Raw genomic sequence first — 12,446 nt, forward strand, 5'->3', positions numbered from 1 at the left:
AATCCACTGCGGAGGAATTACCGGTGGGCTAAAGCCCACCCTACGTGACTGCCCTGAGCAGAAGAAGCCGAGCGCGGCTGACAGGCCTCAGCGCCGCGCCTTCAAGCCGTCGAGCAAGGCCCGGTGAAACTCATCCGGCGCCTCGACCTGGGGTGAATGCCCCAGATCGGGGAAGGCCACCAGCCTGGCGTCGGGAATCATTGCGGCAGCCCGGCGACCCAGCTCGGGGTAATTGCCCAGGCGCTTGGCGACATCCTCCGGCGCACGGTTGGCGCCCGGCGCGGTGCGATCCAGCCCGCCGATCAGCAGCAGAGTCGGCGCCTCGATTCGCGAAAACTCGTGAATGACCGGCTGCGTGAAGACCATTTCCGAGGTCTGCGCCTGGTTCCAGGCGACCTGCTCCTTGCCGTCTCCGGCGTACATCCCGGCGAGCATTTCCACCCAGCGGTCGTACTCCGGCTTCCAGTCGCCGTTGTAGTAGAACTTCTGCTGGTAGGCCTTGATGCTGTCGAAATCGGTCTTGAGCTCCGACTGGTAGAGCTGATCGATGGGAGCGTACGGTACGCCTTCAGCCTGCCAGTCCTCCAGCCCGATCGGGTTGACCAGCACCAGCCGCTCGACCCGCTGCGGGTAGTTCAGCGCCAGCCGCGCCGCCAGCATGCCGCCCATGGAATGGCCGATCAGGGTGACCCGCCCCATGTTCTTCTGCTCCAGCAGCGCTTGAGTGTTGTGCGCCAATTGGGCAAAGCTGAACTGATAACCCTCGGGCTTGCTCGAGCTGCAGAAGCCGACCTGATCGGGTGCGATGACGCGGTAACCGGCCTTGCTGAGCACCTCGATGGTGCGCTCCCAGGTCGCGCCACAGAAGTTCTTGCCATGCAGCAACAGCGCCGTGCGGCCGTTCGCCTTGCCCTGCGGCTCGACGTCCATGAAGGCCATTTGCAACGCCTTGCCCTGGGACTCGAAACGGTAGTGCTCAAGTGGATGCGGATAGCTGAAGCCTTCCAGCTGCGGGCCGTAGGCCGTTCGGCTTTCGGCCGGCAGCGGCAGGCTCAGGGTTAGACCGGCGGCAAGCGCCAGGGCGGACACGGCTGTTTTCACGCGCGATTCCTCTTGTCGGTACGGATCGGGGAAACCCGTACATAGGAATGCATCCGTCCAGCCAGGTTCGCGGCCGGATTGCGACATTGCATGTCCCGACCGCCTCAGCCTGCGGTCGCGCCGCCTCAGAGGCGAAAGCGTCCGACCAGTTGGTTGAGCTGAGTCGCCAGACGCGCCAGTTCGTCGCTGGCCGCCAAGGTCTGCTGCGCGCCGCTGGCGCTCTGCTCGGAAATATCGCGGATGGTCACCAGGTTGCGATCCACTTCCCGGGCGACCTGGGCCTGTTCTTCGGCGGCACTGGCGATGACCAGATTCATCTCGTTGATCTGTCCGACCCGCTCGGCAATCAGCCCCAGCGCCTGATCCGCCTCGTCCGCCATGCTCTGGCTGCGCGAGGCGAATTCGCTGCTCTGCTGCATGTCGCGCACCGACTGCTCGGTAGCACTCTGGATCGCCCCGATCATCCGCTCGATCTCCTGGGTCGAACTCTGGGTACGCTGCGCCAGGCCGCGTACCTCGTCGGCGACCACCGCAAAACCGCGTCCGGCCTCCCCGGCGCGGGCGGCCTCGATGGCGGCATTGAGCGCCAGCAGATTGGTCTGCTCGGCGATCGCCCGAATCACGTCGATCACCTTGCCGATGCCCGCAGCCTCCTCGGCCAGCCGGGTCACGGTGCCGGCGCTCTGCTGCAGCCGTTCGCTCAACTGGTCGATGGTCTGGCGCGTGGCGGTAACCTGCCGGCGGCCGTCGTCGGCAACCGTCTCGGCATCGCGCGACGCATCGGAGGTACGGTTGGCGTTGCCCGCCACCTCGTCCACGGCAGCCGACATTTCGGTGACCGCCGTGGCCGCCATCTGCACTTCTTCGTTCTGCTGATGGATGCCTTGGGCGGTGTGCTGGGTAACCGTGTGCAGCTCCTCGGCGGCCGACGCCAGGCGCGTGGCCGAGCCCTGGATGTCCTGCAGTGTATCGCGCAGGTTGCGCTGCATCTGCCGGATCGACTGCTGCACCTCGGTGATCTCGTCCCGTCCGCGGCATTCGATGATGCGGCTGAGGTCGCCAGCAGCCACCGATGCAGCCGCCTGTTTCAGCTCCTCCAGCGGCCGGCTGATGCTGCGCAGCATGACCATCGCGAACAGTCCGCCGCCCACCAGCAGCGCCGCCAGCAGGCCGAGATTCAGTATGCGATTGCGCTGGTAGAGCGCCTGCGCCTGGTCGTATTCGGCCTTGGCCTCGCCCAGCTGCAGCTCGATCAGCTGGCTGAAGCCAGCCGACAGCGGATCGATCAGCGGGTACAGGTCGTTGATGACGAAGGCAGCCAGGCGTTTCTCGCTATGACGATCCAGCGTACGCTCCAGGCCATCCAGCGGACCATCGGCCTTGGCCATCAACCCCTCGACATTCGCCGCGATCTGCCGCTCGCTGTCGGTCATGCTGGTGCCGGTGTAGGCGGCCCAGATGCGCCTAATCTCGGCCCGGGCTGCAATTACATCGTCACGCGCCTGGCCGTAGCTGAGCATGCCGCTACGCGCCTTGTGGGTGGCGTCGACGATGTTCACCGCGTACAGGTCGGCGATCAGCTTCAGATCGCGCAACGGCACTACGCGATCCAGGTACACCGTGTTCAGGCCCGCAACGCTGCGCTGCTGGGCATACAGGCTGGTCACGCCGATGGCCACGCAGGCCGCCAGCATCGCGCCGACCAGAAGCAGAAGCCGGGTTCGGATAGTCAGTTGCTGCATCATTCGTATGTTCCCTATGACAGGCCGGATTCGAAGGTCGGCAGAGGGGTGACTGAAAAGGCGAATCGCTCGACGGCTTCGTCCGGCCGCCCGTTGCGGGTCCGTATCCAGCCAATCGAGATGAGTGAAGGGGCGCCTTGTTCTTGAATCCCCAGGGAGGGAGAAGCGCTTGTACAGCCGCACCGGATGGCACTGGCAAGCGCTTTCCTATCGGCCGGCGAGCCTGATTCTTGAATACGCTGCGCGCCGCGCTGGCGGTCAGGGCACCGCCGGCACGATGTCGAAGCCGATGCGATTGTCGCTGATGACGCGAAACTTCAGCGTCTGCCCAGCCTGCACCTGCGCCAGTTTCTCGCGACGCAGGCTGAGCTTGCCGCACAGCGTGTCGTCCAGCGGGTCGGTGCCGATGCTGACGATACGCGCCCCGGCCGGGACCTGAAAACGCACCACCTCGCCGACATGGATGCGCGCCGCCAGCTCACGATCGATCAGCACCGCGATGTAGCAGCCGCCGCCACGCAAGCCGAAATCCCGCGTCACCACCACCTCGCCGGCATTCGCCAGCGGCTGCTGATAGGCCAGCACCCGCTCGGCCGGCACGGGTTCGATATCTTCCGCATCGGGTTGCCAGGAGGAACAGCCGGCCAGCGAAAGCAGTGCAGTGAAAGCGAGGGTCAGGCGCATGGAAACTCCTTGGCTGAGCATGAAATGGCGAACCGTGGCCGTCGAGCATGCCAGAGTGCCGAATGATTGCTAGAGTCTGACCACGTTTCATATCCATCACCGCAGGTAACACGTGAACGACCCGGACGACAGCCAGCCGCGCTTCTGGCGCGATGCCGCCCTGCCCTTTATCGAAGCGCGAGCCGTCGCCGATGGCCGCAAGGTCTGCTATGCGCCGCACTGCCACGAGACCTTTTCCATCGGCGCGATCACGGCAGGCGCCAGCACCTACATCAACGGTACGGCACGCCAGCGGATCGCCCAGGGTGCGGTGGTGATCATCAACCCGCAAACGGTGCATGCCTGCAACCCCATCGACGGCCAGCCCTGGTCGTACCTCATGTTCTATGTCGATACGCACTGGCTGGGCACGCTGCAGCATGAGCTGGGAGCCAACCGCGACGGCCGGTTCATCCCCTATGCGCCGATCCAGAGCGTCGAGCGGGGGTTGTTCAACGGCCTGGTCCGGCTGTACGCGACCTTGCTCGATCCGCAGACCGATACGCTGCAACGGCAAAGCGTGGCAGTCGAATACTTCACGCGGCTGCAGCAGACACTCGCCCCGACTGACGCCACCCTCGGCGCCGAGCCGATCGAGCAGCTGCAACGCGCGGCCGCCTACATCGCCGAACACTGCACCCAGGCGCTGCGTCTGGAGGACATCTGCCAAGCCGCCGGGCTTTCGCCGTCCTATCTGATCCGCACCTTCAAGCAGCACTACGGCATGACCCCGCACGCCTATCTGCTCAACCGGCGCATCCAGCGCAGCCAGCACTGGCTACGCCAGGGTCATGACCTCGCGGAGGTGGCGCTGGCCGCAGGGTTTGCCGACCAGGCGCACTTCCAGCGCACCTTCAAGCGCCAGTTGGCGGCGACGCCCGGGCAGTACCGGGATCGTGTCGCGACAGGCTCAGCCCGCCACTAGATAGAACGCGCTACCCGCCAACAGCAACGCCATCGTTCGATTCAGCCAACGCACCCGCGCTGGCTCCTGCAGATAGCGACTGAGAAAGACGCCCGCGACGACCCAGCAGGCGATCGCCCCATAACAGATGACGAAATACAGACCGGCAAACAGCCAGACGCGCAGGACATCGCCATTCGCCGCGAACAGCCCCATGCCCGCCACGGAGGCCAGCCAGGCCTTCGGATTGAGCCATTGCATCAGCGCGCCGTTGAGCAGCGATGGGCCATTGCCGGCCGCTGCAGGTCCCAGGCGGCCGTCATCGGTCGCCAGCCGCCAGGCCATGTAGAGCAGGAAGGCCACACCGCCCCACTGGATACCACGCAGCAGAACCGGCGCGCGCTCGATCAGTTGGTAAAGCCCAAGGCCGATCAGCAGCAGCAAGAGGGTGAAACCGACCGTTGCACCGGTGATGTGCCGGGCACTGGCGCGAAAGCCGAAACGGGCGCCACAGTTCAGCGCCACCAGGTTGACCGGGCCGGGGGTGATCGACGAGGCCAGGGCGAACGCGGACATCGAGAGGTAGGGATCCATGAGAACTCTGCTTGCCAGTGAAAGATGGCGAGCAGGCTACGGGTCTGCCAGGCTGCGTTATTGAAGGAAATTGCCCTCGCTCGCTACAGGTGATGGCTTCCCGGATAGGGACGCGCCTCCTCCAGTTCGCCATCACGGCCGAATACTTCCACCGAGGCGGCACGGCCGTCCATGTAGGCATCCAGCGCGCTATACATCTCGTCCTTGGTGAGCGTGCGCAACACGGTTTTCTGGGTCTGCTGGTCTTCCAGTTCCCAACCCACGGCGGTGGGCCTGACTTGGTAGATGTTCATGCTGATTCCTCTGGGGCAGCGATTGCTGGGTGGCGGGTCAGCTCGGCTCGTCGGAGCCGTCTTCCCCTTGGATATCCGGATCGTCCGGCAGCGTTTCAGGCTCGTCAGGATCGTCCTGCGGCGAGGGCGGGTCGTCGTAATCCGGATCTTCGCCGGCATTCTTTTCGCCGCCATCGGTCATCGTCACGTCAGGCTCGTCGCCTGCCTGCTGGTCATCTGCTTTCATGCTTGCCTCGGCTGTCGCGGGTGAGTGACTGATACCGATTGGAGGGGACAAACCACGCCGCGTTCGAAGCGCGGGGCACCGGTGGTCCGAAGATTGCCCCGGCGCCCTGGCCGCGCCGACGGAATGCACCATTGGCCGCCTCGCTCGTTTCGGCCGGCGCGGCTACGCAACCGATTGCACTGCCCGGGCGGCTCCACCACACTGGCCCCTCACACCCAACCGCAGTCGGAGATTCCATGCAGACACTCACCCCACAATCCCGCGCGGCCATTCTCGAAAACCCGGACGCTCTGGAATGCACCCTGTACCGCCCCGACGAATACGACGCGGAAGCGGAAGAGCAGGATCTTGGAGACGCGCGCATCGTCATTGTCGGCCCCTTCGAGGCCCCGGCCGAATGGGATGCCAAGGACCGTGACGACTACTTCGACGGCACCGCACCGGAAGCCTTCGTCACCGCCCGCATCGCCTGCCAGGCGGCGCCGGATTCCGGCGTCTACTTCACGGCCGTGCCGGGCGACTACGCCGCCGTCACGGAAGGTCCGGGCAAGGTGTCGATGTTCTATGTCTGGGACTGCCTGAACGATGCCGAAGGCCAGTACGTGCTGATCCGCGAGGAAGAGGACGAAGTCTGATCCACCGCCGGCGATTCACCGGGCGAGCCGGTGGATGCAAAGCGGCTTCCACCCTACGGCTTCATGACTGGCCGTAGGGTGGGCCTCGGCCCACCAAGGGTCACAACGCCAACGGTGGGCTGAAGCCCACCCTGCAGCGCTTTGATGCAAGCGCTGACCTCATGGCCTTGCTTCGCTGTCTATCCCCGTAGAACACTCCATTCGCTCTCCATCGACGACGAGGACCTGCATGCGATCCTTGATCAGCGCCTGGCAGTCACCGGTTTCGCGAATGAAGCTGGTCGCCGGCCTCCTGTTGCTACTGGCCGCCCTGCTCTACATCGTGGCGACGCGCTACGAAGCCAGCCATCCGGCGTGGGGCTATGTCGCCTCCTTCGCCGAAGCCGCCATGGTCGGCGCGATCGCCGACTGGTTCGCCGTCACCGCCCTGTTCCGCCACCCGCTCGGATTGCCGATTCCGCATACGGCGATCATCCCGCGCAGCAAGGCGCGTATTGGCCGGAACCTGTCGAGCTTCATCACCACCCATTTCCTCGCCACGCCGCTGGTGCTGGCCAGGCTGCAGGAGCTGGACATCGCCTCGCGCCTGGCCGGCTGGCTGCGCCATCCGAGCAATGCCGAAGCGGTCGGTCGCCAGCTCACCGGCGTCGCCCGCTTCGGCATCGCCGCGCTGCATGACCCGCGAGTGCGCGCCTTCGCCGAGGCCAGGGTGATCGACCGCTTGCGCAAGTTCGACCTCGCCCCGCCGCTGGCTCAGGCGCTGCGCGTGCTGACCGACCAGGGCCGGCATCAGGCGATGCTCGACGAACTGCTGCTGCGGCTCGACTCGATCATGCAGGACGAGCAGACCCGCGTGCTGGTCGCCGATGCCATCAGCCGGGAAATCCGCACCCTGCGCTACCTGGGACTGAGCCGGCCGGTCAGTGGCTGGTCGGCGAGCAAGTTCGTCGACGGCCTGTCCGCACTGATCGCCGAGATCGCCGCCGACCCCGAGCATCTGATCCGCCAGCGCTTCGACGAGCACGTCAGTGAATACATCGAGCGCCTGGAGCAGGACCCGCATTACGCCCTGGAGGTCGGGCGCATCCTCGCGCAGCTGCTGGAGCACCCGGCCACCAGCGCCTATTTCGGCAATCTCTGGCAGGAACTGACGGCCTGGCTGGAGAACGATCTGGCCAGCGACGACTCACGCATCGGCCGGCGCATCGTCAGCCTCTGCCGCGGCCTCGGCGATGGCCTGGCCGCGGACGTGTCGATGCGCAACTGGATCAACGAGCAGTTACTGGCCGCCGTTCCCGGCCTGCTGGAGCGTTACCGCGGGCAGATCGGCGCCTATATCGCGCAGCGAGTGGAAAACTGGGAAAGCCGCGAGCTGGTCGAGCAACTGGAGCAGAGCGTCGGCAAGGACCTGCAATATATCCGCATCAACGGCACCCTGGTCGGTGGGCTGGTCGGCCTCGCGCTGCATGCACTGACGCAACTGGCGGCGGGCTGAGAACGCCTCAGGCGCCGCGCAATCGCGCGCTGATCCGGCTGGCGTTGGCCGGCCCGGCGAGCGGCTCGTCGCCACGCAGCGTGGCCGGCCTGCCGCCCAGGTACCACAGGCGGTTGGCCAGATCGTCGGCATCGCGCGGGTCGTGGGTCACGCAGATCATCGCCATCCTGGGGTGGCGATCGAGCAGGCGCGCGATCAGTCCGCGCAGCTCGCCGGCGCGCTCGGCATCCAGCGACGCGAAGGGTTCGTCCAGCAGCAGCAGTTCGGGCTCGATCGCCAGGCTGCGGGCCAGCGCCGCGCGGCGGGCCATGCCCAGCGAGAGTTGATCCGGCAGGCAGTCGCCCGCATCGCCCAGGCCGACCTCGGCCAACAGCCGCTCGCTGTCCGCTGCACTGGCACCGACCAGCGCCAGGTTCTGTCGCAACGTACGCCAGGGCAGCAGCCGATGCTCCTGAAACAGATAGCCGACCCGCAGCCCGGCACGTCGCTGCAGCATGGGGCTCAGGCGCGGATCGAGCCCGGCAATGGCATTGAGCAGCGTGGTCTTGCCGACGCCGGAAGGGCCCAGCAGGCAGATGCGATCACCCGCGCGCACCTGCGCCTCGATCACCCCCAGCACCGGATGGCCGGCGGTGGGTCCGTTCAGTTGCAGTTCAAGCATGGCGCACACCTGCTTCGCGCCAGTAGGACGCACGTCGCTCCAATGGCTGCAGCAGCGCCAGTTCGATCAGCTGGACCACGGCGATGAAGGCCAGGCTGTAGGCGAGGATGCTTGCCACGTCGAACACCTGGAAGGCCATGTGCAGCTGGAAGCCGATGCCATCCGAGCGCCCGAGCAGTTCGACCACCAGCACGATCTTCCAGATCAGCGCCAGCCCGCCACGGGTTGCCGCCATCAGGTAGGGAAACAGCTGTGGCAACCAGACATCGGCAACCCGCTGCCAGCGAGTGAAGCCATAGACCCGGGCCATTTGCTCCAGCTTGGGATCGAGGCTGCGCGCGCCCTCGCGCACGGTGACCGCCACGTTGGGCACCTTGTTGATGACCACCGCCAGCACCGCCGCGGCCTCGACCAGGCCGAACCAGACGTAGAGCAGGATAATGGTGACCAGCGCCGGCAGGTTGAGAAACAGTACCAGCAAGGGGTCGAGCAGCGCGTTGGCCAGCCGTGAACGGCCCATCCATGTGCCAAGCAGCGTGCCCAGCGTCATGGCCAGGAGGAAAGCGATCAGCACGCGGCGCAGCGTCACCAGCAGGTGTTCGGGCAGCACGCCGCTCTGCACGGCCTGCCAGAAGGTCGCCAGCACCGTGGCCGGGCTCGGTAGCAGCGGTGTCTGCAGCGCCAGCGCGATCACCGCCCAGAGCGCCAGCAACAGCGGCAGGGCGATCCAGCAGGCCCAGCGCGAGCCGTTCATGGGGCGCTCTGGAACAGCGCGACCGGCATCAGCTTCGCCGGATCGGCGCCAGTCAGCCCGAGCAGCCGCTGCAGATCGACGATGCGTGCCTCATCCATGGGCCGCGGAATACCCTCGACGAAGCTGTCGCGCAACGCGGCGAACACCGCATCATCATCGGCACGCATCAACGGGCGGATCGCCTGCCAGTGCGCAGGGTCACTGGCGAGTTCGGCCTTGGTCTGGCTCAGCGCCGTGGCGAAGCGCTGCAGCAGTTCTTCGTTCGCCCGGGCCCAGTCCTCGGGGAACAGGTAACCGAGCACTGGCAGTTGCGGATCGAGCGCGAGAGAGTCCATCAGATCGGCCAGACCGAAGGCCGCCCGTACACCACCCTCGCCGCGCAGACGCGCGGAGAAATGCCAGAAGGTCAGCAGCGCATCCAGCTGGCCCCGGCGCAGCGCCTGGCCGAGCAGCGGTGGCGCGGCATATTGCACGCTCGCCTGCTTCGCCAGCTCGATACCTTGCCTGGCGGCGGCGCGTTGCAGCAGCAGCCAGCCGAGCCCGTCCGGGCCGCCAGCCACGCCGATACGCTTGCCGCGCAGGTCGCCCAATGTGTGGATGTCGCTGCCGACGGGCACCAGCACTTCGCCGATCTGCGAAGAAAATGGCAGGTAGCGATAGGCGACCCCGGCCTGGTAACGCGCCTGTGCCCAGAGCAGGTCGCTCACCGCACCGTCGACGCTGGCGCTGGACAGCGCGAGCCGTGATGCCGGCACGTCGGCGGCCAGCCGCACCTTCAGTTCGAAGCCGTTGGCATGATCGAGCCGCTGGCGCTTGAGATGGTCGAGTTCCCAGTGCGGCGTGCCGAACTGCAGGACGCTCAGGGTCAGTACCGGCAGCTCCTGCGCCTGTGCGCACAAAGGCAGCAGCAACAGCGCACAGGTACGCCAGCAGGCCAGGCGAATGCGCTGGAAGGCGCGGGAGAGGAAAGGCATCGAAGGCATCATGCCTGCAGGGTACGAAGCCCCCTGCCGGGCACGAATTGTACTTTGGTACCTGTTCGCTGCTGCGTTGGTCGCGGCGAGCCGGACCCGGCTGCAGCGCCTGACAGACGACTCAGGCCTGCTCGGCGAGGCGTTGCAGCAACCGCGCCTGGAGCTTTTCCAGCTCGGCCGGTTCGGCCTTGCCTGCGGCATGGATACCCAGCCCTTCGCCGGCGTAGCGCGGAACGATGTGCATATGGATATGGAACACCGTTTGTCCGGCCGCCGCGCCATTGAACTGGGCGACCTGCACACCGTCAGGCTGCAGTTCGGCGACGATCGCCCGGGCGAGCAGTTGCACCACGCGCATGACACTGGCCAGCGCATCGCTGTCCACGTCGAGGATATTGCAGGCCGCCGAACGCTTGGGAATCACCAGCGTGTGGCCGAAGGACTGCGGGAACAGGTCGAGGAACGCGAGCACGTCGTCATCCTCGTAGAGCTTGTAGCAGGGTGCATCGCCACGAATGATCTGGGCGAAGATGTTCTGCGGATCGTAGGGCGTGGTCAGGGACACCTGGGATTCTCCGGCGAGTGGAAAAGGCAGACATTAGCATTCTCCGAGCGCCTGCGACTGCGGCCGATCGCGCGCTCGTCGGGGCTTCCGCTCACCGCCCTGCCCGGCGGCGGCGATCCAGGCGCGGCCCGCCGCCGGCATGGCAGGAAACGCCCGCAGCGCCGCAGCGGAGAAGGTTGCAGTAGGCGAAAGCCGGCGCTGCAGGTATCTTCGCCCACCGCCCCAGCACAGGACCACCCGCTCGATGCATCGCCTCGTCACGCTCTGCGCACTGGCGCTATTCAGCTGCACCGCTCACGCCAGGGTCGAGGTGTTGCCCCTGCAGCACGAAGGCCAGGGCCCGGTGCTGGTCGCGCGGGTAACCGAGCAGATCGCACCCGGCGATTACGAAGCCTTGCTCAAGGGCCTCATGGCGCACCCGGGCCGGCACGCCCGTAAACTGCTGATCCTCGACAACATCGGTGGCAGCGCGGCAGAAGCCATGCGCATGGGCTATCTGCTGCGCGAAACGGGCTTCGACGCCCTGGTACCCGCCGCCGCGGTCTGCCAGGGCAGTTGCATCTACCTGCTCGCAGCCGGCCGCCAGCGCACGGTGCGCGGTCATGTCGGCCTGCACCGGCCGTACCGCGCCGATGGCGACTCGGTGCTGTCCAGCGGGCAGCGGCCGCGGCATGCGCCGCAGGCCTACTTGCGCGACATGGGTGTAAATCCACGGTTGGCCGACGACATGCAACTGATCGACCCGTGGCGCATGCGCGTGCTGACGCCACCGGAACTGGCCCGCTACCGCCTGCAGTAGCGCAGGGTGGAAAACGGCGAAGCCTTTTCCACGCCTCTGTTCCAGACCGCCCCGGTCTTTCCAGCCCCCCTCGCAAACACTTCCAGTGCCACCTCGGCGGCTATTTCAGGCCACCTCGTTCCCATAAGAAACGAGCAACAGCCGCACCCCACTTCCAGCGGAAAACCTCCCTGCCGATTCACCATCCGTCCGTTAGACCAATGATCGGCATCTACGAAAATTCCTTGCGCCGCGTCTAGGCTGATTGCCTGCGAGCGTGCGAGCGGATCACCCGACAACCGCCAACTACGGAGACTTCCATGAAAATTTCCACCTACCTCACCTTCGACGGCACCGCCCGTGATGCCTTCAGCTTCTATCAGCAGGTCCTGGGCGGCACGCTGGAGATGATGACCTTCGCCCAGGCGCCGGATGCCGAGCAGTTTCCAGCCGAGTATCACGAGCGGATCATGCACGCCTGTCTCAATCTGGGCGAGGGTGTGCTGATGGCATCCGATACGCTGCCCGGCGATACCTGCGGCGGCGAGCCCTACGCGGGTATCAAGGGCTGCTCGATTTCCCTCAACCCGGCCAGCGTGGCCGAAGGTGAGCGGCTGTTCGCTGAATTGGCGGCAGGCGGCACGGTGATCATGCCGCTGGAAAAGACCTTCTGGGCCGAGCGCTTCGGCATGCTCACCGACCGCTTCGGCGTGTCCTGGATGGTCAACTGCGAACAGGGCTGAAGCCTGCGCCATGTCGGCGCCCTGCCGTCTGCACGGGCAAGTCCGAAGACGACGGCACCGATTGCCAGTAGCTGCCTGCCAGACCGGAAGTCCCGGCTAGCGCTTCGAAAGCCTGGCGGACGCAGCCTAGCTGCGGGACCGAGCCCGGCGATCCCTTCTGCTGCATGGAAACCTCTGATAGCGCCGCTCGCGGCTGACTGCCGCGGGCGCTCGAGCGCTCGTCAGGACGCCAATGCCTGCATACTAGTGCTCCGACCT

15 protein-coding genes are annotated in these 12,446 nt (G+C 66.0%); 5 read left to right on the forward strand and 10 right to left on the reverse strand.

Annotation, left to right across the window (positions count from 1 at the left end; all coding sequences use genetic code 11):
- Nucleotides 1–87: 87 nt before the first annotated feature.
- The 3 genes from B597_RS26870 to B597_RS26880 all read right to left on the reverse strand — a co-directional run bounded on the left by B597_RS26870 (nt 88) and on the right by B597_RS26880 (nt 3,527).
- Nucleotides 88–1,101, reverse strand: coding sequence for an alpha/beta fold hydrolase (locus B597_RS26870; protein ID WP_003295783.1), 1,014 nt, complete (start codon nt 1,099–1,101; stop codon nt 88–90).
- Nucleotides 1,102–1,226: 125 nt separating this feature from the next.
- Nucleotides 1,227–2,846, reverse strand: a complete 1,620-nt coding sequence (locus tag B597_RS26875; RefSeq protein ID WP_024161664.1) for a methyl-accepting chemotaxis protein — start codon at nt 2,844–2,846, stop codon at nt 1,227–1,229.
- Nucleotides 2,847–3,101: 255 nt separating this feature from the next.
- Nucleotides 3,102–3,527 (reverse strand): hypothetical protein, encoded by a 426-nt coding sequence (locus tag B597_RS26880; protein WP_003295785.1) that lies wholly within the window; start codon nt 3,525–3,527, stop codon nt 3,102–3,104.
- A gap of 112 nt (nt 3,528–3,639) precedes the next feature.
- Between B597_RS26880 and B597_RS26885 the strand changes: the two genes are divergently transcribed.
- Complete coding sequence (locus B597_RS26885) at nt 3,640–4,491, forward strand: AraC family transcriptional regulator (RefSeq protein ID WP_003295787.1); 852 nt, start codon at nt 3,640–3,642, stop codon at nt 4,489–4,491.
- Here the strand turns inward: B597_RS26885 and B597_RS26890 are convergent.
- The 3 genes from B597_RS26890 to B597_RS26900 all read right to left on the reverse strand — a co-directional run bounded on the left by B597_RS26890 (nt 4,477) and on the right by B597_RS26900 (nt 5,583).
- A complete protein-coding gene (locus B597_RS26890) occupies nt 4,477–5,064 on the reverse strand; it encodes a LysE family translocator (RefSeq protein WP_003295788.1) in 588 nt (195 codons plus the stop codon). The genes B597_RS26885 and B597_RS26890 overlap by 15 nt on opposite strands.
- 83 nt (nt 5,065–5,147) lie before the next feature.
- A complete protein-coding gene (locus B597_RS26895; RefSeq protein WP_003295790.1) occupies nt 5,148–5,357 on the reverse strand; it encodes a hypothetical protein in 210 nt (69 codons plus the stop codon).
- A 37-nt stretch (nt 5,358–5,394) separates the two neighbouring features.
- Nucleotides 5,395–5,583 carry a hypothetical protein gene (locus tag B597_RS26900; RefSeq protein ID WP_003295792.1) on the reverse strand — a complete coding sequence of 63 codons (189 nt, stop codon included), beginning with the start codon at nt 5,581–5,583 and terminating at the stop codon, nt 5,395–5,397.
- 236 nt (nt 5,584–5,819) lie between these two features.
- Here B597_RS26900 and B597_RS26905 point away from each other — a divergent pair, with 236 nt between their 5' ends.
- Both B597_RS26905 and B597_RS26910 read left to right on the forward strand, forming a co-directional pair.
- Nucleotides 5,820–6,218 carry a hypothetical protein gene (locus B597_RS26905; RefSeq protein WP_003295793.1) on the forward strand — a complete coding sequence of 133 codons (399 nt, stop codon included), beginning with the start codon at nt 5,820–5,822 and terminating at the stop codon, nt 6,216–6,218.
- 229 nt (nt 6,219–6,447) lie between these two features.
- A complete protein-coding gene (locus B597_RS26910; protein ID WP_003295795.1) occupies nt 6,448–7,713 on the forward strand; it encodes a DUF445 domain-containing protein in 1,266 nt (421 codons plus the stop codon).
- Between the two features lie 7 nt (nt 7,714–7,720).
- On the opposite strand, the gene B597_RS26915 is transcribed toward B597_RS26910, so the two are convergent.
- The 4 genes from B597_RS26915 to B597_RS26930 form a co-directional block, all read right to left on the reverse strand.
- Complete coding sequence (locus B597_RS26915; protein ID WP_003295797.1) at nt 7,721–8,374, reverse strand: ABC transporter ATP-binding protein; 654 nt, start codon at nt 8,372–8,374, stop codon at nt 7,721–7,723.
- Nucleotides 8,367–9,128 carry an ABC transporter permease gene (locus B597_RS26920; protein ID WP_003295798.1) on the reverse strand — a complete coding sequence of 254 codons (762 nt, stop codon included), beginning with the start codon at nt 9,126–9,128 and terminating at the stop codon, nt 8,367–8,369. Before B597_RS26920 ends, B597_RS26915 begins: the two co-directional genes overlap by 8 nt.
- Nucleotides 9,125–10,114: an ABC transporter substrate-binding protein gene (locus B597_RS26925; RefSeq protein WP_024161665.1), complete on the reverse strand. Its 990-nt coding sequence runs from the start codon at nt 10,112–10,114 to the stop codon at nt 9,125–9,127. The genes B597_RS26920 and B597_RS26925 overlap by 4 nt, the downstream gene beginning before the upstream one ends.
- A 109-nt stretch (nt 10,115–10,223) precedes the next feature.
- Nucleotides 10,224–10,667 (reverse strand): HIT family protein, encoded by a 444-nt coding sequence (locus B597_RS26930; protein ID WP_003295800.1) that lies wholly within the window; start codon nt 10,665–10,667, stop codon nt 10,224–10,226.
- A gap of 244 nt (nt 10,668–10,911) precedes the next feature.
- Here B597_RS26930 and B597_RS26935 point away from each other — a divergent pair, with 244 nt between their 5' ends.
- Nucleotides 10,912–11,466: a COG3904 family protein gene (locus tag B597_RS26935; protein ID WP_003295801.1), complete on the forward strand. Its 555-nt coding sequence runs from the start codon at nt 10,912–10,914 to the stop codon at nt 11,464–11,466.
- A gap of 299 nt (nt 11,467–11,765) precedes the next feature.
- Nucleotides 11,766–12,188, forward strand: coding sequence for a VOC family protein (locus tag B597_RS26940; RefSeq protein ID WP_003295802.1), 423 nt, complete (start codon nt 11,766–11,768; stop codon nt 12,186–12,188).
- The last annotated feature ends 258 nt before the right edge of the window (nt 12,189–12,446 follow it).

The sequence above is a fragment of the Stutzerimonas stutzeri KOS6 genome (assembly GCF_000307775.2).
Taxonomy (GTDB): domain Bacteria; phylum Pseudomonadota; class Gammaproteobacteria; order Pseudomonadales; family Pseudomonadaceae; genus Stutzerimonas; species Stutzerimonas stutzeri_B.

Bases quoted from the DNA above. Each gene is read 5' to 3' on its own strand.
- B597_RS26875 (WP_024161664.1), bottom strand. From the start codon at position 2,846: ATGATGCAGCAACTGACTATCCGAACCCGGCTTCTGCTTCTGGTCGGC.
- B597_RS26880 (WP_003295785.1), bottom strand. From the start codon at position 3,527: ATGCGCCTGACCCTCGCTTTCACTGCACTGCTTTCGCTGGCCGGCTGT.
- B597_RS26890 (WP_003295788.1), bottom strand. From the start codon at position 5,064: ATGGATCCCTACCTCTCGATGTCCGCGTTCGCCCTGGCCTCGTCGATC.
- B597_RS26895 (WP_003295790.1), bottom strand. From the start codon at position 5,357: ATGAACATCTACCAAGTCAGGCCCACCGCCGTGGGTTGGGAACTGGAA.
- B597_RS26900 (WP_003295792.1), bottom strand. From the start codon at position 5,583: ATGAAAGCAGATGACCAGCAGGCAGGCGACGAGCCTGACGTGACGATG.
- B597_RS26905 (WP_003295793.1), top strand. From the start codon at position 5,820: ATGCAGACACTCACCCCACAATCCCGCGCGGCCATTCTCGAAAACCCG.
- B597_RS26910 (WP_003295795.1), top strand. From the start codon at position 6,448: ATGCGATCCTTGATCAGCGCCTGGCAGTCACCGGTTTCGCGAATGAAG.
- B597_RS26915 (WP_003295797.1), bottom strand. From the start codon at position 8,374: ATGCTTGAACTGCAACTGAACGGACCCACCGCCGGCCATCCGGTGCTG.
- B597_RS26920 (WP_003295798.1), bottom strand. From the start codon at position 9,128: ATGAACGGCTCGCGCTGGGCCTGCTGGATCGCCCTGCCGCTGTTGCTG.
- B597_RS26925 (WP_024161665.1), bottom strand. From the start codon at position 10,114: ATGATGCCTTCGATGCCTTTCCTCTCCCGCGCCTTCCAGCGCATTCGC.
- B597_RS26935 (WP_003295801.1), top strand. From the start codon at position 10,912: ATGCATCGCCTCGTCACGCTCTGCGCACTGGCGCTATTCAGCTGCACC.
- B597_RS26940 (WP_003295802.1), top strand. From the start codon at position 11,766: ATGAAAATTTCCACCTACCTCACCTTCGACGGCACCGCCCGTGATGCC.